Here is a 20,229-nt window from a genome sequence, read left to right as displayed (position 1 = left end):
GCGTCCCCTCGGGAAAATGCGTGGCGTACGTCACTGCCAGCGGACTAGGCTCCTGCGCTTCGGTGTCGGGCGGTCCGGGAGGTTGACTTACGTGGGCTCGGGACGGTTGTACGTGGCCGTCGTAGCGGGCGGTTTCAGACGTTACGCGACGTATCGGGCGGCCACTGCGGCAGGGGTGTTCACGAATACCGTCTTCGGGTTGATCCTCGTCTACACGTATCTGGCGCTGTGGGACGAGAAGCCGCACCTCGGAGGGTACGACCAGGCGCAGGCCGTCACCTATGTGTGGCTGGGCCAGGCGATCTTCGCGGCGCTGGCGATCGGGGGCAGCGGCGTCGAGGGCGAGTTGATGGAACGGATCCGGACGGGGGACGTCGCGATCGACCTGTACCGGCCCGCCGATCTTCAACTGTGGTGGCTGGCGGCAGACGTGGGGCGCGCACTGTTCCAGCTGCTCGGCCGGGGCGTGATCCCGTTCGCGTTCGGTGCACTGGTCTTTCCGGTGGCGCTGCCGGGGGATGTGGCGACCTGGGCTGCGTTCCTGGTGACTCTGGTGCTGGCGATGATGGTCGGTTTCGGTATCCGTTACCTGATCGCGCTGTTGACGTTCTGGCTGATGGACGGCACGGGCATGACGCACATGACCATGCTCGCCGGGTTCTTCTGCTCGGGGATGATGCTGCCGCTCAATGTGTTCCCGGGCGCGCTCGGCGATGTCGTACGGGAGTTGCCGTGGTCGGCGCTGCTGCAGAAGCCGGCCGACGTGCTGCTCGGGGAGGCCGATCCGTGGGCGACGTTCGCCTTCCAGGGCGCGTGGGCGGTGGTGCTGCTGGGGTCCGGGCGGCTGCTGCAGGCGGTGGCGACGCGGAGGGTGGTCGTTCAGGGTGGCTGAGGTGAGCCGGGTGGTGGACGGGCTGCGGGCCTACCGCCTGATCGGTGGGATGTGGATCCGCTCCACGATGGCGTACCGGGCGTCCTTCGCGATGACCACGTTCGCGAACTTCGCGGTGACCGCGCTGGACTTCGTGGGGATCCTGCTGATGTTCTCGCGGGTGAAGGTGCTGGGCGGCTGGCCGCTGCCCGAAGTCGCCTTCCTGTACGGCCTGTCGAGCATCGCCTTCGGGTTCGCGGACCTCGCGATCGGTTCGATGGAGCGGCTCGGACAGCGGGTGCGCGACGGCACGCTGGACACGCTGCTCGTGCGTCCGGCGCCGGTGCTGGCGCAGGTCGCGGCCGACCGGTTCGCGCTGCGCCGGCTGGGGCGGATCATGCAGGGCGCGCTGGTGCTCGGGTATGCGCTGACCGCCGTCGACATCGACTGGACGGCGTCGAAGGTGCTGTTGATGCCGGTGATGGTGGTCAGCGGTGCGGGGATCTTCTGCGCGGTGTTCGTGGCGGGCGCGGCCTTCCAGTTCGTGGCGCAGGACGCGTCCGAGGTGCAGAACGCGTTCACGTACGGCGGTGCCACGCTGCTGCAGTATCCGCCGACGGTGTTCGGCAGGGAGCTGGTGCGCGGGGTGACGTTCCTGCTGCCGCTGGCCTTCATCACCTGGCTGCCCGCTGCCTATGTGCTGGGGCGGCCGATGCCGCTCGGGCTGCCGCACTGGGTGGCCTTCGCGCCGCCCCTGGTGGCGGTGGCATGCCTTGCGCTGTCCGGTCTGGCGTGGCGGGCCGGGCTCAGGTCGTATCGGAGTACGGGGAGTTAGCAGGGTGGGTGGCAGGGTGACGATGGACGCCTTCATTGAACTGGACCGCGTCGAGAAGGTCTTCGACGTACGCAAGAAGACCGGTTTCCTCAAGCGCGAGCGGCGGCAGGTGCGGGCCGTCGACGGCATCTCCTTCACCGTGGCGCGCGGCGAGATGGTCGGCTACATCGGCCCGAACGGCGCCGGGAAGTCGACGACGATCAAGATGCTGACGGGGATCCTCACCCCGTCCGGCGGGCGGCTGCGGGTCGCCGGCATCGACCCGTCCCGCGAGCGCACGCGCCTCGCGCACCGCATCGGGGTGGTGTTCGGGCAGCGTACGACGCTGTGGTGGGACCTGCCGCTGATCGACTCGTACAAGCTGATGCACCGCATGTACCGGATCCCGGACGCCCGCTACCGCGAGAACCTCGACCGCTGTGTCGAACTCCTCGAACTGGGCGAGCTGTTGGACGTTCCGGTACGGCAGCTGTCGCTCGGCCAGCGGATGCGCGGGGACATCGCGGCGGCGCTGCTGCACGACCCGGAGGTGCTGTACCTGGACGAGCCGACGATCGGCCTTGACGTCATCTCCAAGGCCAAGGTGCGGGGCTTCCTGCGGGAGTTGAACGCCGAGCGGGGCACCACCGTGCTGCTGACCACGCACGACCTCCAGGACATCGAGCAGTTGTGCTCGCGGGTGATGGTCATCGACCACGGGCGGCTCATGTACGACGGTGCGCTCGCCGGGCTGCACGAGGTGGGGGAGAGCGAACGCACCCTGGTGGTGGACCTGGAGCGGGAGACGGCGCCGATCGACGCGGCGCCCGCGCGGGTGGTGAAGGTGGAGGGGCCGCGGCAGTGGCTGGCGTTCCCGGCGGGGGAGTCGGCGGCGGCGCTGGTGGCGCGGATCGCGGCGGAGTATCCGCTGGCGGATCTGTCGGTACGGGAGCCGGACATCGAGGCCGTGATCGCCAAGATGTATGCCGGTTCGGCCCCGGGACAGACCGAGAAAGCGGTCTCGTAGCCGCGGGGCGGGCGAACTCGTAGGCTGCCTTGTATGACCGACGACGCCGCAGTCCCGGAGCTTCGCGCATCCGATGCCGATCGTGAACGAGTCGCCGAGGTCCTGCGGGACGCCCTCGCGGAGGGGCGTCTCGACATGGAGGAGTTCGAGGAGCGGCTGGAGGCCACCTACAAGGCACGGACGTACGGCGAACTCACGCCGATCACCCGTGATCTGCCGGCCGCCGGGGTGACCCCGCCGCCTCCCGTGTCGCTGGTCAAGGAGCCTGTGTCGAACGGGAGTTGGGCCGGTCGGATTGTCGGCGGTGAGGGGTCCTCGTCGTGGGCCGTCGCCGTGATGTCGGGGTTCCAGCGCAAGGGGCGCTGGACCGTGCCGAAGGTGTTCACCTGCTTCGCCTTCTGGGGCGGCGGGGAGATCGATCTGCGCGAGGCGAACTTCGCGGACCGCGAGGTCGAGATCAACTGCGTTGCGATCATGGGCGGGGTGAACATCATCGTGCCGCCGGGGGTCGAGGTCGTGGTGCGTGGCATCGGGATCATGGGCGGGTTCGACCACAGCGAGGAAGGTGTGCCGGGGGAGCCCGGGGCGCCGCGGGTGATCGTGAACGGGTTCGCCTTCTGGGGCGGGGTCGGGATCGAGCGCAAGCGGACTCGGGAGGAGCGGCAGCGGCTCAAGGAGGAGCGGCGGCAGGGGAAGCTGGATCGCGCGGGGGCGCAGGCCCTGGGTGAGGGGTTTGCGGATCACCGCCGGATGCTGGAGGAGCATCGGGAGTGGCGGCGCGACCTGCATGAGCAGCGCCGGGAGCGGCATGAGGAGCGGCGGGAACGGCAGCGGGAGCGGCGGGAGCGGCGGCGGGACGGGGAGTACTGAGCCGGCGGCTGCGCTGGGGTGACGGCGGGTTCGCCTGCCGGGTGCCGCCTGTCTTCGGGTCGGGAGCCGCCCTTGGGCGGCACGACTGCCCGCAGGCTCGGTGAGGCCGGGTCCCCTAGAGCTCTGCCGGGGCCGAGCCCTTCAGCTCGTTCAGGTCGAAGGCTGCGGCCATCCTCGCAAAGCCCCTGTCCGTCGGGTGGAGGTGGTCGCCCGAGTCGTAGTCGGAGCGGAGGCGGCGCGGGTCGTACGGGTCCCGTAGGGCCCTGTCGAAGTCGACCACCGCGTCGTAGATGCGGCCCGAGCGGATTTCGGCGTTGATCTGTTGCCGGACCGCCTCGCGGGCCGGGGTGTAACCGCGGTGGCCCTCGAAGGGCATCAGGGTGGCGCCGATGACCTTGATGCCGTGGGAGTGGGCCTCGCGGACCAGGGTGCGCAGGCCGTCGAGGATCCTGTTCGGGTCGGCGAGACGGGGGTTGCGCAGGATGTCGTTGACGCCGAGGTCGACGACGACGACCTTGACGTTCGTACGGGCGAGGGCGTCACGGGAGAAGCGGCTGAGGCCGCTCTCGTTGTCCGCGGGGCGGCCCAGGCCGCTCGCGAGGACCTGGTTGCCGCTGATGCCCTCGTTGACGACGCTGTAGCGGGGCAGGTCCTGGCCGGACCTGATCGCCGTGCGCAGCCGCTCCGAAAGGACGTCCGTCCAGCGGTGGTTGGCGTTCTGGGTGGACGTTATGCCGTCGGTGAGGGAGTCGCCGAACGCGACGACGGCGCCGTCCGACTCGTTGCTCAGCACGTCCAGCGCCGTGAGGTAGCGCCAGAACGGCGTCTGCTCGGTGTAACCGGTGCCGGTCACGTCCTCGGTGAGGTCGCCCTCTGCGACGTACGAGATCTGGCGTGCCTGCGGGTGGTAGGTGACCGGGCCGGACGGGGTGGGCGAGTACGTGGTGACCAGTACGTCGCTGCCCTCCGGGATCACGATGCGGACGGCGTCGCTGAGGACCTGCTGTCCGGCCGGGACGACGACCGTGGTGCCGCCGCCGAAGGTCAGCCGCCGCATGGTGTCCGCGGAGGCCGCCGCGGTGTCGGAGGCGACGGCCACGGCGATCGAGGCGTGCGTGACGGTCAGCGCCGTCCGGCCGTAGAGATTGGAGAGGGTGATACGGGCACTCGTACCGCCCACGCTCGTGTGCACGACGTTGCGGACCGAGCGGCCCGCCATGCCGAACGTCTCGGTGCCGGGCTCGGCGCCCGCCGGGGAGGCCGACCAGGAGCCGACCCAGATGCCGGTGGAGGCGGGGGCGGCGGGGTTGTGCGGGGCGACCGCCCCGCCGAGGGCGTTGGTGCCGGCGCTGCCGTCGTCGGCTGCGACCCCGACGTATATCGCAGTGGAAAGGCCCACGATCACGGCGATGATCGCAGAAAGCAGGGCATAACCGTGATACCTGGTCATGCGGTGCGGGTCTCCTCGAAAAAGTGGAGCCCCAGGCTCCGAAGTGAGCAACCCCATGATGCGACATGGGGTCAGGGGTGGCCGAACAGGACCCCCCTTTGGGCCCCCGGAGTTCACGAAGAGCCTCCCCCTCCTGACCGACGCCGGGAACTCTTGTTCAGTTCCAGTAGTCGGTCAGGAAGGGACAATGTGTGCAGGGGATCACGAACGGGTGGAGTGTATGGAGCGCACGAATCCGGTGGAGAAGGCGGAGAAGGGTGTCACCGCCCGCGCGATGACGACGTTCAGTGCCGCCGACGAGGAGAAGCAGCGCGGGGTGCGCCGCATGAAGCTCACCGCGGCCGGGCTGCTCCTCTTCGTGGCGCTGGTGTACGCCCTCGCCAAGTGGGCGGAGAACTCCGGGGCCGGCCCCTGGGCGGGCTATGTCGCCGCGGCTGCCGAGGCGGGCATGGTGGGCGCGCTCGCCGACTGGTTCGCGGTCACCGCCCTCTTCCGGCACCCGCTGGGCCTGCCGATCCCGCACACGGCGATCATCCCGACCAAGAAGGACCAGCTCGGGGTGTCCCTCGGCGAGTTCGTCGGCGAGAACTTCCTCTCCGAGGACGTCGTACGACAGCGTCTGCGTGCCGTCGGCATCGGCAGCCGGCTCGGCGCGTGGCTCGCCGACCCCGAGCACGCGGACCGCGTGACGGCCGAGCTGTCGGCGGCGCTGCGGGGTGCGCTGACCGTGCTGCGCGACTCGGACGTGCAGGCGGTGGTCGGCGAGGCGATCACGCGGCGCGCGGACTCCCAGGAGATCGCCCCCGGCATCGGAAAGATGCTGGAGAAGGTCGTCGCGGACGGCGGCCACAAACGGGTCGTCGACCTGATCGTGACACGGGCGCACGACTGGCTGGTCTGGCACGACTCGGAGATCATGGAGGCCGTCCAGGGCGGTGCCCCCGGCTGGACGCCCCGTTTCGTCGACAAGAGGGTCGGCGAGCGCGTCTACAAGGAACTCCTCCGCTTCGCCGGCGAGATGCGTGACATGCCGTCCCATCCCGCGCGGGCAGCGCTGGACCGGTTCCTGTCGGACTTCGCCTCCGACCTGCAGTCCGACACCGACACGCGCGCGCGTGTCGAGCGGCTCAAGGGCGAGGTGCTGGGCCGCGGCGAGGTCCAGGACCTGATCGCCTCCGCCTGGACCGCCGTACGATCCATGATCGTCTCGGCGGCGGAGGACGAGCGCAGCGAGCTGCGCCTGCGCGTGCGGGCCTCACTGCTGTCGCTCGGCGCGCGGATGGCGGCCGAACCGAAGGTGCAGGCCAAGGTGGACGGCTGGGTGGAGGGCGCGGCGGTCTACGTGGTCACCACCTACCGCAAGGAGATCACCTCCCTGATCACCGACACCGTGGCCGGCTGGGACGCCGAGCACACCACCCGCAAGATCGAGGCCCACATCGGCCGTGACCTGCAGTTCATCCGGATCAACGGCACGGTGGTCGGCTCGCTGGCCGGGTTGTTGATCTATACGGTGTCGCAGGCGCTGGGGGCGTGAGGGCGGGGCCGCACATCGGCCGGGTGCCGCACATCGGCCCGGTTTCGCTCCTCCGAGCCGGGTGACTCACCGACCGCCGGGCGTAGTGCCGCCGGTCCGGGATACCCGCCACTGGTTCGCTCGATGAGGAGGGAGCCCATGCCCAGCGCCCAACCCGGCGGCAGCGTCACCGCCGCAACCGGCCACACCGTGACCACCGACATCCCCGCCCGCCTCGACCGTCTCCCCTGGTCGCGCTGGCACTGGACGATCGTCATCGGCCTCGGCACCGTCTGGATCCTCGACGGCCTGGAGGTCACGGTCGTCGGCAACATCGCCAGCCGGCTGTCCGAGTCCGGCAGCGGCCTGCCGATCTCCTCGGGCCAGGTCACCGGCATCGCGGCCGCCCTGTATGTGGCGGGAGCGTGTGCCGGCGCCCTGTTCTGGGGCCGGCTGACCGACAAGTGGGGCCGGAAGAAGCTCTTCATGATCACCCTGGCCGTGTATCTCGCGGCCACCGCCCTGACCGCCGTCTCCTTCGCGAGCTGGTGGTTCTTCGCCTTCCGCTTCCTGACCGGCTTCGGCATCGGCGGCGAGTACGCGGCGATCAACTCGGCGATCGACGAGCTCATCCCGGCGTTCTACCGTGGCCGCGTCGACCTGATCATCAACGGCAGCTTCTGGCTCGGCGCGGTGGGCGGCTCACTGCTGTCGATCCTCGCGCTGAACACCGCCGTCCTGCCGAAGGACGTGGGCTGGCGGCTGACGTTCGCCCTCGGCGCGCTCCTGGCGTTCGTGATCCTTCTCGTACGACGGCACGTCCCGGAGAGTCCACGGTGGCTGCTGATCCACGGCAGGGACCGTGAGGCGGAACAGATCGTGACAGCGATCGAGGAACAGGTGGAAGCGGAGAAGGGCCGGCCGCTGGAACGCCCCGAGGGCGAGATCACGATCCACCAGCGCCGCAGCGTGACCTTCACGGAGATCGCCCGCACGCTGTTCTCCGACTACCGCCGGCGCTCGATCCTCGGCTTCTCGCTCTTCATCGGCCAGGCCTTCCTCTACAACGCGATCACCTTCGGCTTCGGCGCGATCCTCACGAAGTTCTTCAACGTCCCGACCGGCGACACCGGCTACTACTTCGCGGTCATCGCGATCGGCAACTTCTGCGGCCCGCTGCTGCTCGGCAAGCTCTTCGACACGGTCGGCCGCCGGGTGATGATCTCGTCGACGTACCTGATCTCCGGTCTGCTGCTGTTCGGCACGGCATGGCTGTTCGACCGGGGCTCGCTGAGCGCGGACACGCTGACGGCCTGCTGGTGCGCGGTCCTGTTCTTCGCCTCGGCCGGCGCGTCCAGCGCCTATCTGACGGTCTCCGAGGTCTTCCCGATGGAGACCCGTGCGATGTCCATCGCCTTCTTCTACGCCCTCGGAACCGCGGCCGGCGGCATCAGCGGCCCGCTGCTGTTCGCCGACCTCACCGGCACGGGCAAGGTCGGCGACACGGTCCTCGCCTTCCAGATCGGCGCGACGCTGATGTGCGCGGCGGGCCTGGTCGCGGCGTTCCTGGCGGTACGAGCGGAACGCCGCTCCCTGGAGGACATCGCGAAACCGCTGACTGCGGCGGCCTCCGCGGTGCGGTCGAGGAGAGGACGGGAGCCGGAGTCCCGCCCGGCCACGGCGTAGGGCTGCGCCGCACGGTCATGGCCCGGGACTGCCGAGGCCCGGGGTCACTGAGCGCCGTCGCGGCGAACGCGGTCGCGGCGGCGCAGGAACAACAGACCACCGGCGACGGCGGTGACCCCCGCCGCGGCCGCCCATCCGACGACGTCCTGCGAACCGGTGGCGGCCAGGTCGCCGCCGCCGGGGGAGGCGGACGCGGTGGCCGCCACCGAGGGCGCAGGCGCGGCGGCGGCGGTCACCCCCTTGTCCCGGGTGAACGCCAGCGTCCCGAACCCGAGCTGGTCGTACCCCCCACTGTTCGGCCCGTAGTCCCCGCCGCCGCCCTCGGGCGCGGACTTGGCGGCGATCTGCGTGAGATAGGTGGCGGACAGCCCGCGCCGCTTGGTGTAGTGGTTGGCGACCATGGCCCAGACCGGCCGTACCTGTGTCGGGCCGGCCTGGGCGACCGCGGTGGGGTGCTGGATCCCCGGACGCTGGTCCAGTTGGGCGTAGGGCGTGTACGGCACATTCCCGCCCAGGCTCCACTTGGCCACGTACTGAGCGCCCTTGAGGAAGCGGTTGTCGTCGTAGCCGTACAGGTCGATGCCCTGGTTCCAGGCCATCTCGCAGAAGGTGCCCATCAGCCCGACGCCCATCAGCGAGTGCCCCTGGTCGCGCCCGGCCTCCATCCACTCGGCGAGCCCGTCGTCGTGCACGACCGGGATGGCGTGCTTGATCGAGCCCATGCCGGCGCCGTGCTTGAAGTACTCGACGGCCCGCTCGACCTTGCTCTGGTCGTCGCAGAAGATGCCCGTGGCCAGCGCGCAGGCCATGTTGCACAGGTCCCAGTTGGGCCAGTAGTGGGGGGCCGGGGTGCCGTTGTTGTGCCTGACGAGAAAGTCCTCACTCACCGAGTAGAAGACGTCGACCAGCATCTTCTGGAATCTCTCGAGCTGGAAGTCCTTGTGGTCGCGGACGAGTTCGGCCGCATTGGCGGCCTGGTACCCGTATATCCCGGCGGCCAGGAACCGGTCGGCGCTGCCGAAGACCTTCGTCAGCTTCGCCGACCAGGCGTTGAGGATCGCGACGGCGGTGTCGGCGTGCGCGCTGTCACCACTGACGTGATAGCGCAGGGCGTTCTGGTAGGCGGCGTGGATGTCGTTGTAGAGGGCCCCGTAGTTCTGCGGCCACGTGCTGCGGGGGCGCAGTTCCACGCCCCGGTACACGACGGCCTGCGGATTGGGTATCCAGTCGCTCTGCGAATGCCGGTTGGCGGTCAGCTTCGCGTACCCGGCGGTGTAGGGGGCGGCACCGGCCTTCACCTTGGCGGCCATACGGGCGAGGTCGGCGCCGGTGTGGAGGAGCCCGGGATGCGCGAAGGCCCCGCCCGCGGCCACCGCGGGGGTGGTGACAGCGGTGAGACCGACGGCTCCGGCTGCGGCGCCCGTGGCCTTGAGCATGGTGCGGCGGCTGATCTGTCGTGTCACATGCATGGTACGGAGACGGCCGGGCCGCCCCTCGATAACAAAAACTGGCGGGCAGCCGCACCGGGTTTGTGCCCGGGGTGCGGCTGCCCGCCTCCGTGGGCGCGCTCAGCCCCAACGGCGCCGCACCCGAAAAGCGATTCGTCCCGGCCCGCCCGGCGGAGCGAAACCTGCCGACGAACTGAGCCCGGCGGTGGACCACCGCCGGGCTCAGTCGTGTCTACGGCGACGCGCCGGCTCCCCAAGGGGCCCGGCGCAAGGCTCAGTTGTAGAACGCCACCCTCGGCGCCACCGTGCCCCTGGCCTCCGGGTTGGTGACGGTGAGGCGGTAGACCTGGGTGAGGGTCTCGCCCGCGTGCAGTGTGCGCCGGCCGGTCGAGAGGTCGGTGAACAGCGTGCCGGTCTGGGTGCCGACCTGGACGGCCTCCCAGCAGCCGTCCGCCGTGCGCCGCTCCAGCCTGATGTCCGACGGCGCGAGGAACGGCCCGGCGTCCGGCGACTCCACCAGCAGCTGGGGAGCGACGGTCCGGTCCGCCGAAGAGTCGTTGCGGTAGGTGACCGTGAACTCGTGCTGCGCGCTGCCCACCGGGAGGGCGCTCGTCGGCAGGTCCACGAAACCGGCAGGTACGGCCGGCGCATGCTCCTGCGACCCCGCGGCCGCGACCGCTCCCGCGGCGGTGTGCCGCGTGGCCGCCATGGCCGGGCTCGCCATGGCCAGGCCGGAGACCGCCACGACGAGAGCCAGGGAAGCAAGCCTGAGACGACTGTTCTTCAACGACACGTTCGCTGTTCCTTCGTTCGGGTTCGCTGGGGTGAACTGGCCTGCCCGGCAGGGCTGTCGCTCACGGACTTCCTCAAGACTACGCAGTGCAGCACAGGAAGTCGGCGCCACCCGGCGTATCGGCCGAAAGGACGAGGTGGACGGGCCGGATTCCGGCCGAAGGTGGAGGAGAGCCGTCCCGCCTCCTGACCGAACAGGCAAGGCGAACGACACGTGAAGCCCGGCGATCCGGCTGGGTGCAGATGTGAAGGCCCTGCAACGAGCGCGCCGCTCAGGCAAGAGAGGAACCCCGGCCGACGCACGGCCGGGGTTCCTCAGGTCGGCGAGCGGGTCAGCGCTGCAGAGTGAGCAGACCCGGCCGCCACGGCAGCAGGTTGTAGGGGGTGCCCGACGGTGTGTCGGGGGACAGGCCCTGGTAGAGGAGCTGCAGGTTGCAGGGATCGATGGTCATGGTCTGGTCGGGGTTGTTGCGGACCAGGTCGCCGTGGCTGATGTCGTTGGTCCAGGTGGCACCGCTGTTGGCCTTGCCCGCGAAGGGGTTGGACTCGGTGGCGGCCTGCGGCGTCCACGTACCGTTCAGGCTGGAGGCCGTGAACGAACGGAAGAAGCGCTGCTCGGTCGCACCCCGCGCCTCGACGATCATGAGGTACTGGTTCTGGCCCTGGACCTTGTAGACCTGCGGCGCCTCGAAGAGGTTCTTCACCGAGTCGCTCATGACCGTCGTGTACGACGAGCCGAAGCTGCCCGGGAAGTTCCCGATCGGCATGCTCGCCCGGTAGATGCTGCCGTTGTCACCGGCGAAGAACAGGTACATGTTCTGGCCGTCGGCGATCAGGGTCTGGTCGATCGGAGCGGCGCCGCCCGGGAGGCTGCCGGTGAACAGCGCCTGCGGCGCGGACCAGCTGTTGGGGTTGGTGGGGTCGCTGGAGGTGCGGTAGAAGAAGGGCCACTGACCCCACTGGGACGCCAGCACCCAGATGTTCTTGGGCGCGAAGTAGAACAGCGTGGGCGCCACCGTGCCCTGGTTCATCCCGGTCTGGCCGGCCGACGCCATGTCGGACCAGTTCGTGAAGGGAGCGAAGCCCATCGAGCCGTACGACCCGGATTGGTTGACGGTCGAGCCGTAGACCAGGTGCTTGCCGTTGTACGTCACGTTGGTGAAGTCCTTCAGCGAGACCCAGCCGTTCGCCGGCTGCGCCAACGGGCCGGTCGAGCTCCACCGGTACGTCGACGGAAGCGAACACGTGCTGCCCGCCCCGGACAGGCCGGTCCACTTCTGGTTGCTGCCACCGGTGCAGTTCCAGAGCTGCACCGCCGTGCCGTTGGCGGTGGCTCCGCCCGACACGTCCAGGCACAGCCCGGACTCCACGGCGACGACCGTGCCGTCGGAGTTCACCCGCCACTGCTGGTTCGTGCCGCCGTTGCAGGACCAGATCTCCACCTTGGTCCCGGCCGTGGTGGCATGACCCGGAACATCCAGGCACTTGTTGCCGTACACGGTCAGCTGACTGCTGTCCGTCAGCGTCCACTGCTGGTTGGACGCGCCCGTGCAGTCCCAGATCTGCAGGAGCGTGCCGTCGGTCTGGCCGGCGCCCGGTACATCGAGACACCGGCCGGCACCGACGCCGCGTAAGGCACCGCTGGTGGCGGCCTGAGCCGGGCCGGCGACGAGCATTGCGGCCAGCGAGACCAGGATCGCTACCGCGGCGGCGAGCACTGCAGAGGGATGTCTGCGGCTGAAAATACGTCTGCGCATGGAGACCTCGTCATCCTCGAACAAGCGGTTCCGTTTGACCCCGACGGGGGCTTTGCGGTTGAGCTGTGCGGACTGTCGATGCGGTGCAGCCGTGGCGCCGTTCGCTATTCCGAACAAAGGTCGAAGGGTCGGGCAACCGGATCATAGAGAACCCCTGATCGGCGTCAATACCTCTCACACAATTCGCGAGTCGAAAACATTCGCAGGCTGAAATCGGGTGGTCTCGAGTTCCGTGGTGGTGCGGGCTCTGGTCCCCGCCTGCGGTGCGTCCGCGGAGGTCACGCGCCGGCCGCCACAACTCCTACCCGTCGCTGCCGTGTTCGTCGACGGCCGTCCATCCTGGCACCGGGATTACCTGCTCCGAGCGGGGGCGGGCTTGCCTTCAGACAAAGGTGCACGCCGGGCCCGCCTCTGCGACTCACCCCTGATACGCCCGGAACGGCACGGCGTTCTACAGCGCAAGCTCACGCCACGCGAGGTACTTGCCGATGTCCGGATCCCGGATCAGCTCCCGATTGATCTGCGTCCCGTCCGGGCGGTAGTTGAGGTGTACGACGGTCGTCTCGTCGAACATCCAGAAGTCCTGTTCCGGCAACCCGGGATTCGGCCGCTCGGTCACATCGAGGATTCGGTAGTCCTCCCCGGCTTCGACGTTTCCGGGGATGCCCCACGCGAACAGGTAGCGGCTGTACGACGAGAGAGGGTGCCGAACGATCTTTGCGCGGGTCATCGTCCGCCCCGCCGCCGCGTTGTCCCGGATGGTCTGGTGCCACGCCTTGTTGAAGTCCGTCGGCATCGGTTCCCCGGAGCGGAAGGCGCGGAACGTCTCAGCCTCGCCGGGCATCGTGTACGTCTGGTGCACTTCGAGCCGGAACGCGGAGCGTTTGAAGTCGCGGAAGTATGCCTTCCATTCGTCGCCGTCCAGGTACACGGGGTCGGAGCCGGTGTCAGGCATGTGCAGCCTCCTCAGAGCGAAAGCGTGGAGTTGGCGCGGGTCGTCAGCTCGATCCGGCCGGTCATCAGGACGTCGTGGTTGGCGAACAGCGCGTCGAGGGCGAAGCGTCGGCGGATGTACGCCGTCCAGGTCGCGTCCGGCAGGTCGGTGTAGGCGCTGACCATCCGGGCACGGCTGGCCTGGGTGAGGATCCACCGCGCCTGGTCCCCGCCGGTCGTACGCCCGCCGAGGTCCAGCGCGAGCTGCCACAACTCGTCGCCGTCGTAGCCGAGTTCGTCGCCGTCTTCGTGGACGACGGTGACGAGCCCGATGTCGCCCAGGTCGCGCTTGTCACTGGACTGAGTCGTGTAGGCGACGGTGAGCTTGTCGAGCGGGAAGACGGTCAGGCGGCTGGTCGCGCTCAGTTCGGTCAGGGGCACGGGGGTGAGTCCGATCTGGCGCAGGGGGAGCGAGCGGGCCGACCGGGAAGGCCGACCCGCTCAGAGGGGGAGGGTTACGGGAGTGCGCTCAGCAGCAGGGACCGTCGCCGCAGCAGCTGGGCGGGTTGCAGTCGGCCGCCGTACCCCACAGCCGCTCGTCGACCTCGAATCCGGCCGCGCGGATCCTCCCGACGACGTCGGTCATCAGGCCGCGCGTGCGGGTCTTGCTGTTCGGCTGGTGGTGGAGGAAGTAACCGAACTGCTCCTGGCACCAGTTGGCGTACCAGTCGGTGTGCAGGATGAGCGTGTGCCATCCGGGGTCGACCTGCTGGGAGGGGGCCATGGTGGCTCCCTCGCCGGTCGAGCCCATGACGTACACCAGGGCAAGGGCCTGATCCGTGACGCGGTCGGCGACGCCGCGTTCCAGGCCGTACTCGTCGGCGCAGAAGGCGGCGAGCATGTCGAAGTCGGGGTCGGTGACGAGGGAGCGGCCGGTGCGGGTTGCGGTGGCGACGGTGGTGGTCATCGCGTCGCCCCCTTCGCGCACTGATCCGGGCATGACGGGGTTGTGTAGGTCACGAATTCACCTCACAGTGGATGGACCTTCGGGTAGACCTCTCCCTGAGTGCCGAATGCCTGTCGAATCTCAGGGAGAGGGCTTTTGCGCTCGCCGCCGAACTGGTGGGCGTGTCTGACTCCATCCGATACGGCAGCGAGATTCCGTAAAGCCGAAGTCAGGCGGTGGCGTGCAGCGCCAGCGTCCGACGGCCCTTGGCGATGAGGGAGCGCACGGCTCCAGGGCGACAGAGATCACCGTCGTATCGCGGAGGCACCACCCAGTAGGTTCCGGGCGGTTCTCGGCGATCGATGCGCGGGACACCGAGGTAGGTGCCCGTGCTCAGGCAGGGCGCATCCTCGTTGTGGTCCATCTGCTGGATTACGCCCGCGCCCCAGTTGATCAGGGCGTAGTACGTGGGGCCTGTGGTCCGGTGATCGTGGATGACGGGGCCTTGCAGCAATGCATCCAGGGCGGAGGCCACTTGGCTGGCGTCCTCGCTGTTGACGGCGGCGTGGACGAGTTCACCCGGCAGACGAACCGCGGCGAACAGGCCGCCGAGCGGGAGTAACGCCACCGCTTGGTTCGACCATTCCGCACGAGCACGCTGTGGCACTGGATGCGCCCGGGCAAGCCACTCGGAGATCAGTCTGTCCATGTCTGCTGGCGCCAGCACCGTAGCTCCCTGGGTTGAGTGCGCTGTTCACACTCATGAGGAAACCCGAAGTGACCCGTCGTCCATGAGGACAGATGTTGGGGAGTTACCCGCCGCCGACCGGACAGTTTTACCGAGCGGCGGTTGGTAGGACTACCGTCGAGGGACCAGCCAGGCGAGGGAGCATCTGTGGCCGCCAAGAGGAACACCAGGCTTGAAACCCTGTTAGCCGAGTTCGGCTACACCCACGAGGAACTCGCTGAGGCTGTGAACAGCGCCGCGGTGGATCTCTTTGGCAACCCTGTGAACTGCACTGATCGCCATGTGCGCAGGTGGATCGCAGGCGACGTGCAGTGGCCGTGGCCGCGCTACCTGGTGCCCCTCCAGCAGATCTTCGACCGAAGCCCGCAAGAGATGGGATTCATCCCGCGCAAGTCCTCACGCATCCCGCCACAGCCGACACGGCCACGGCAGGGATTGCAACAACAGGCCTTAGGTCGAAGGGAGTTCATTGCGGTCGGCTTGGCCGCAACCCTCAGCCTGGATCTCATTCCGACGGTTGGTCGGCTCGGCACCAGCGATGTGGAGCGCATCCGCGACATCGTTCCCACGCTGTACAAGTACGACCACGCCCTGGGCGGCGGTGCCTTGCACGACGTCGCTTCGGAAGCTCTGCGCCGTGTTCAAGGTGCCGTCAACCGCTGCACCTACGGAGAGCGAGTGGAGCGATTGTTGTACTCGGCAATGGGAGATCTGGCTGCCTCTGCTGGATGGTTCGCCTACGACGCCGGTCGGCAGACAGACGCGGCCAATCTGTACAACGAGGCACTGCAAGCTGGCATGCTCTCCGGAGACGGGATGCTGCAGGCTCGGGTCTGGTCCAACCTTGCGATGCAGGCTCGGCTTCTCAACCGTGACAGGGAGGCCCTGTGCATTGGACGTGCCGCCGTTGAAACTAGGCAGGCGAAGAACGATGCGTGGCTGATGGCATTGCTCCACTGCCGCCAGGCTGTCGGTCATGCTCGAACCGGCGACCGTACGCGTGCCCAGCGGTCGCTCGCCCGAGCTGAGACTGCATATGAGCGAACGCAGGGCCAGCCCGTTGCCTGGCTCTCGTTCCTCACCCCCGCAGAGCTGACAGGCCTGGCGGGTGCCGCGCATCAAGCCCTCGGGCAGTACCGGCGAGCCGAGGAACTTACCGCCTCGGCACTCCAGATGCTCGAACCGCGCTTCGAGCGCAACCGGGTCTACTACACCGTCCAACACGCCCAGGCGCTCCTCGACGACGGCAATGTCGAGCACGCTGCTGCCCAGGCCGGCGAAGCAGTCGCCCTTGCGGGACGCGTTCAAAGCGAGCGAGTTCAGGGAAAGCTCGATGACCTGCGGCGGCGTCTCCAGCGTCACGCGCAAGTCCCCGCCGCCGCAGACTTCCTGGAACAGACACGACGGGCGGGAGAATGAAAATGGAAGGGCTGCGGCTGGAACGCAGGGACGCGGCAGGCCTGAGCGAAATCCGACAGCAGCTCCTCGACGTGTATGCCGATATCTACAAGGACCAGCTGGGCGAAGACTTCCACAGCGTCGAGCGGTTCGACGAGCGGCTCGGCTGGAACGCTGAGGTTCCGGGATTCGCCGCGGTTGTCGGCTATCTGGATGGCACCCCGATCGGTTACGCGTACGGATGCACCTTGCAGGAAATGACGCGATGGTGGAATGGGCTGCAAACCCCCGTGCCGGACGAGGCCACTAGGGAGACCGGTTCACGCACCTTTGCGCTTTCAGAGCTGATGGTTGTCGAGAAAGTCCGCGGTACTGGTACGGCGCGACAAATCCACGACGCCTTGCTGAGCGGCCGTCCAGAGGAGCGGGTCACACTCCTTGTCGAGCGCGATCACCCTAAGGTCCGCGCGCTCTACGAGTCGTGGAGCTACGAGTGGTTCGGGGAACTACTGCCGTTCCCTGATGCGCCGTTGTACGACGCGTTGGTGCTCCGGCTACGGGCTGGATGAGACCGGACTCCTGATCGGCTAATCGGCGACCGTCAGAGCGTGAGGCGTGGAGCTCGCGGATCAGCATGGACCGAGCAGGCCGTCCATACTGCTGAAGCCTGGACTCAGGACCGAGCGCCCTTGTGGAACTTTACCCCGGACGGTGCTTTGGAAAGGCCAAGCGTGCAGGTGCGGACGCTGAGGTCGATTTCGCGTCGATCGTCACAGAGTACGCACACACGGTGGTGATGACTGGGACACGCTGGCACTTCGGGTATGCCCCCTGTGCAGTTACGGATCTTGCTGAGCGGATGCTGACGAGACGTCCAGTCCAGAACCTCCCAACCCGGCGTTCGGATCTCTGACGGTACCCCTGGCATGATCCGGCTCCAGCATCGGCCTGTCATCGGCTCAGTTACGTCAACTAAGCATGGAGCAATGGCCAGTTGGCTTGACTAGCGCTACCGTTGGAAGCTCCATCGCCTGAACTACAGCTCCAGGCGCGGAAACAAGGGGAAGTCCGTCCCTCGGCCCATAAGGGGTTGGGCCGGGGGGCGGGCATCGCCTCCACGAGCGGGACGAGTGCCCCCCTTGCACTCCGTTCCGGGCGGGTTCGCCCGTCGTCCGCAAAGGAGCTGTATTCGAATTCAGGAGGTGGAGCGGTGGCCGAGAGCAAGAAGGAGTGGCGCAGGGAGCTGGTCTCAAAGTTCGCCGTCGCAGCAGCTGTAAAGGTGCTGTGGGGCCTGATCGTTGAGCTGGTGATCCGTCCTCACGAATGATCTTGGCGCCAAGCGGTGCCCCGGCAAACCCCTTTACCGGGGCACCGTCCGCCTTCCTCGGTGACGACCTGAAGACGTTCGGCTCAAGTCGACCTGCGTGTATCCGCGTACCGCGACCGAGTGTCCTTCGCCGTCGGCCGGAGGCACTGGCTGGGCCCGTGGTCATGGGTCGTCACTCGGTCAAGCTGCCGTTCGTGTTGTGCAGTCGGTGTCTGCCGGCGGGCCGGCACGGCGTAGTCAGCCGCGCAAGTAGGCGTATACCGCTGAGGCAATGGCGGTGCCAAGAGGGATGGGCACGGCATTGCCGATCTGTCGGGCGATGTCGGTCTTCGAACCGCACCAGCGGAAGTCGAGCGGGAAGCCCTGGATTCGGGCAGCCTCGTAGTGAGTGATCGGACGGGGTGCGGTGGGGTGGAGGTAGCGGCCCTTCTCCGGCTTGAAGAACTCGGTCCGGATGGTCACCGAAGGCTCGCCCAGTCGAAGTCGGCCCATGACATCCCCGGTACCGGTGTTGTGGTTGTCCCAGCTCTCGGTCGAGAGGTAGCTCACCTGCGTCTCCACACCCGCGGGCTTCGAAGTGTCGAAGATTCGGATCTCGCCATCCCCGTCCACCGTGTACCACTTGCCGCTCAGATCTTTGCGGTTACCACCCTTGGGGATGGCACGATAGCGGGCCCTTGAGAGTAGTTCAGGATTGCGGCCGAAGTGCAGGTCGATGGTTGTGAATACTCCGGGGAGGACGGAATCCACGTCAACGATGTACTCCTTGCCGTCCGGAAGTTCGGTGCCTCGGAGTTCGAGCAATTTCGATTCGTCGAATACGCCATCGACTGCCCTCCAGTAAGAGGGCTCCATGTTTACGTCGGCGAAGGGTTGGCTGGGGATGCCGATGCTACGCTTTGGGCGTCGGAAATGAGTCGTAGCGGGGTACTTCAACGATTGGCCATCGTCAATGTCCTTGCGGACGCCGATCACGATGGCTCGGCGACGTGCTTGAACCGCACCGTAGTCGGCCGCATTGAGGAGGTAGCGCTTGTGTTTGGTCTCCTCTGTTTCCCCTGTCTCATGGCCGGGGGGATCGACCAGTCGGTATTCGGACAGTCGGCCGCCCTCTTCTACTTCGTTGAGGAGGTTGCGGAACTCGTCCGATTTGAGGAATCGATCGACATTTTCAATGACGAAGACCTTCGGGCGGATTCTGCCGACAATGCGAACGTATTCCTCCCACAGGCGGTTCCGTTCAGCGCCCTTTTTGTGGCGGTTGAGAGCCGAGAAGCCCTGGCAGGGAGGCCCTCCGACTACGACGTCCGAGTGGAGTGCTTCCTCCGTAGGCTTCCAGTCCTCGATGTCCTCGAGATGTACGCGCGCAGCGGGAAGTCCATTGCCTGAATTGTGGGTTCCGAAGTTCACCGCATACGTCGCCGCGGCAGCGAGGTCGTGCTCGACTGCCGCGACGCTGCGGAAGACGGGCCCGCTCCCCTCGGCCCCCTTCGGGCGAAACTCATGAAACCCCTGGGTGAAGCCCCCACATCCAGAAAAAAGATCAAGGACAGTGATGGGCTCGGGGGTGAGTGGGCGGGGCGTGCTCATGAGGCGATCTTAGCTGCGCAGGGCGGCCGAGATGGCCCGTCCGACGGCGGTTGCGAGCGGCGGTGGCATAGCGTGTCCGATCTGTCGATACTTGGACGTCTTGCCCCCGAAGAAGCTCCATTCCTTGGGGATCGACTGGATCAGCGCAGCCTGTTCGACGGTCAACTTGGGTTGGCCGTCCGCGGGGAAGTCCGTCCCCGGGGGTTCATCACCGAGGCTGGTGCCGTTCACGCCGAGGGTGGCCCATGCCTTTTTGGTGCCGGTGGGACCGAGGTCGGCGCCTCCCCGACGGTCGGAGCCACCGACAAGGGCGGGTGCGATGCGGTCGGCCCCCTTGATCCAGCGTTCGGCGCCCGGCCATCCATAAGCGGACATGGAAGAGCCGAGTACCTCGCCGACGGACGGTGGTGGCGACTTGTCCGGCTCTGGCCAGGAGAACCGGGAGAAGTACGGGGCCTGCATGGCGACGAGGAAGCCGCTGCTGCGATTCTGCGGCACACCGAAGTCCGATGCATTGAGAACTCGCCAACTCCACTTGTAGCCGGCATCCCTGAGTTCGGTTTCGATCCACGAACGGTCGGAGGCGAAGTCAGGACTCTCCACGAGGTCCGGAACGTTCTCCAATAGCACCGCTTTCGGGCTGATTGCGCGTACCAGCCCTATCGCAGCTCTGAGAACTCCGCGCTCCTCCATGTCTTCTGTTCGGCCGACACTGGCGGGAGACTTCACGCGGGGCAGCCCACCGCTGACCAAGTCGACACCCAGAGTCTCTGGACGCTCACTCGGACGGAATTGGGCGACGTCCATGCAGATCACGTCCCACTCCGGCCGATTCAGGTCGATCGTGAAGCAGGAATCAGCTTTGCTGTCGATGAGTAGGACGGGATCGAACCCGGCTCGTTCCAGCCCGAGGGCCTGCGCTCCTGCCCCAGCACAGATCTCGACCGAGCGGAATCGACGAGGTGACTGCTCAGGTCGTTGATTACGCGTGAGCGGGTGGCAGCCAGGGGTTTCCGGCGAAGAGGTCGCGGAGCACGGTCAGGGGGTTGAGGTCGT

General features: G+C 67.6%; 17 protein-coding genes and 1 pseudogene. 8 read left to right on the top strand and 10 right to left on the bottom strand.

What is annotated here, in order from left to right; translation table 11 throughout:
• Nucleotides 1-91 precede the first annotated feature (91 nt).
• The 4 genes from AB0N07_RS34915 to AB0N07_RS34900 are packed head-to-tail and all read left to right on the top strand — an operon-like array spanning nucleotide 92 to nucleotide 3,582.
• Entirely contained in the window at nucleotides 92-892 is an 801-nt protein-coding gene (locus tag AB0N07_RS34915) for an ABC-2 family transporter protein (RefSeq protein ID WP_365842105.1), read from the top strand.
• Nucleotides 893-941: 49 nt separating this feature from the next.
• Complete coding sequence (locus AB0N07_RS34910) at nucleotides 942-1,706, top strand: ABC transporter permease (protein ID WP_365842152.1); 765 nt, start codon at nucleotides 942-944, stop codon at nucleotides 1,704-1,706.
• Nucleotides 1,707-1,728: 22 nt separating this feature from the next.
• Nucleotides 1,729-2,712, top strand: coding sequence for an ATP-binding cassette domain-containing protein (locus AB0N07_RS34905; protein ID WP_365842103.1), 984 nt, complete (start codon nucleotides 1,729-1,731; stop codon nucleotides 2,710-2,712).
• Between the two features lie 33 nt (nucleotides 2,713-2,745).
• Nucleotides 2,746-3,582 (top strand): DUF1707 domain-containing protein, encoded by an 837-nt coding sequence (locus AB0N07_RS34900; protein WP_365842101.1) that lies wholly within the window; start codon nucleotides 2,746-2,748, stop codon nucleotides 3,580-3,582.
• Nucleotides 3,583-3,697: 115 nt separating this feature from the next.
• On the opposite strand, the gene AB0N07_RS34895 is transcribed toward AB0N07_RS34900, so the two are convergent.
• A complete protein-coding gene (locus tag AB0N07_RS34895) occupies nucleotides 3,698-5,032 on the bottom strand; it encodes an SGNH/GDSL hydrolase family protein (RefSeq protein WP_365842099.1) in 1,335 nt (444 codons plus the stop codon).
• Nucleotides 5,033-5,252: 220 nt separating this feature from the next.
• Here AB0N07_RS34895 and AB0N07_RS34890 point away from each other — a divergent pair, with 220 nt between their 5' ends.
• Both AB0N07_RS34890 and AB0N07_RS34885 read left to right on the top strand, forming a co-directional pair.
• Nucleotides 5,253-6,569 carry a DUF445 domain-containing protein gene (locus tag AB0N07_RS34890; RefSeq protein ID WP_365842097.1) on the top strand — a complete coding sequence of 439 codons (1,317 nt, stop codon included), beginning with the start codon at nucleotides 5,253-5,255 and terminating at the stop codon, nucleotides 6,567-6,569.
• A gap of 138 nt (nucleotides 6,570-6,707) precedes the next feature.
• Complete coding sequence (locus AB0N07_RS34885) at nucleotides 6,708-8,234, top strand: MFS transporter (RefSeq protein WP_365842095.1); 1,527 nt, start codon at nucleotides 6,708-6,710, stop codon at nucleotides 8,232-8,234.
• Nucleotides 8,235-8,278: 44 nt separating this feature from the next.
• Here AB0N07_RS34885 and AB0N07_RS34880 read toward each other — a convergent pair whose 3' ends face one another.
• The 7 genes from AB0N07_RS34880 to AB0N07_RS34850 form a co-directional block, all read right to left on the bottom strand.
• Entirely contained in the window at nucleotides 8,279-9,703 is a 1,425-nt protein-coding gene (locus AB0N07_RS34880; protein WP_365842093.1) for an alginate lyase family protein, read from the bottom strand.
• 253 nt (nucleotides 9,704-9,956) lie between these two features.
• Complete coding sequence (locus AB0N07_RS34875) at nucleotides 9,957-10,475, bottom strand: signal peptide protein (RefSeq protein ID WP_365842091.1); 519 nt, start codon at nucleotides 10,473-10,475, stop codon at nucleotides 9,957-9,959.
• 331 nt (nucleotides 10,476-10,806) lie between these two features.
• Nucleotides 10,807-12,231 (bottom strand): non-reducing end alpha-L-arabinofuranosidase family hydrolase, encoded by a 1,425-nt coding sequence (locus AB0N07_RS34870; protein ID WP_365842089.1) that lies wholly within the window; start codon nucleotides 12,229-12,231, stop codon nucleotides 10,807-10,809.
• A gap of 451 nt (nucleotides 12,232-12,682) precedes the next feature.
• Nucleotides 12,683-13,186, bottom strand: coding sequence for a DUF6879 family protein (locus tag AB0N07_RS34865; RefSeq protein WP_365842087.1), 504 nt, complete (start codon nucleotides 13,184-13,186; stop codon nucleotides 12,683-12,685).
• Nucleotides 13,187-13,197: 11 nt separating this feature from the next.
• Nucleotides 13,198-13,605, bottom strand: coding sequence for a hypothetical protein (locus tag AB0N07_RS34860; protein WP_365842085.1), 408 nt, complete (start codon nucleotides 13,603-13,605; stop codon nucleotides 13,198-13,200).
• Nucleotides 13,606-13,693: 88 nt separating this feature from the next.
• Nucleotides 13,694-14,131 (bottom strand): hypothetical protein, encoded by a 438-nt coding sequence (locus AB0N07_RS34855; protein ID WP_365842083.1) that lies wholly within the window; start codon nucleotides 14,129-14,131, stop codon nucleotides 13,694-13,696.
• 208 nt (nucleotides 14,132-14,339) lie between these two features.
• Nucleotides 14,340-14,819 (bottom strand): hypothetical protein, encoded by a 480-nt coding sequence (locus AB0N07_RS34850; RefSeq protein ID WP_365842081.1) that lies wholly within the window; start codon nucleotides 14,817-14,819, stop codon nucleotides 14,340-14,342.
• 186 nt (nucleotides 14,820-15,005) lie between these two features.
• On the opposite strand from AB0N07_RS34850, the gene AB0N07_RS34845 reads away from it, so the two are divergent.
• Both AB0N07_RS34845 and AB0N07_RS34840 read left to right on the top strand, forming a co-directional pair.
• Nucleotides 15,006-16,277 carry a hypothetical protein gene (locus tag AB0N07_RS34845; protein ID WP_365842079.1) on the top strand — a complete coding sequence of 424 codons (1,272 nt, stop codon included), beginning with the start codon at nucleotides 15,006-15,008 and terminating at the stop codon, nucleotides 16,275-16,277.
• A gap of 2 nt (nucleotides 16,278-16,279) precedes the next feature.
• Entirely contained in the window at nucleotides 16,280-16,825 is a 546-nt protein-coding gene (locus AB0N07_RS34840; protein WP_365842077.1) for a GNAT family N-acetyltransferase, read from the top strand.
• A 995-nt stretch (nucleotides 16,826-17,820) separates the two neighbouring features.
• On the opposite strand, the gene AB0N07_RS34835 is transcribed toward AB0N07_RS34840, so the two are convergent.
• Together AB0N07_RS34835 and AB0N07_RS34830 are read right to left on the bottom strand one after the other, a co-directional pair.
• Entirely contained in the window at nucleotides 17,821-19,173 is a 1,353-nt protein-coding gene (locus AB0N07_RS34835) for a DNA cytosine methyltransferase (protein WP_365842075.1), read from the bottom strand.
• Between the two features lie 9 nt (nucleotides 19,174-19,182).
• Nucleotides 19,183-20,115: pseudogene (locus tag AB0N07_RS34830) on the bottom strand (DNA cytosine methyltransferase); the annotation flags it as partial.
• Between the last annotated feature and the right edge of the window lie 114 nt (nucleotides 20,116-20,229).

This window comes from Streptomyces sp. NPDC051172, from assembly GCF_040682555.1.
Taxonomy (GTDB): domain Bacteria; phylum Actinomycetota; class Actinomycetes; order Streptomycetales; family Streptomycetaceae; genus Streptomyces.
Note: the sequence above shows the minus strand (reverse complement) of the source record. Positions and strands in the feature narration are given on the sequence as shown.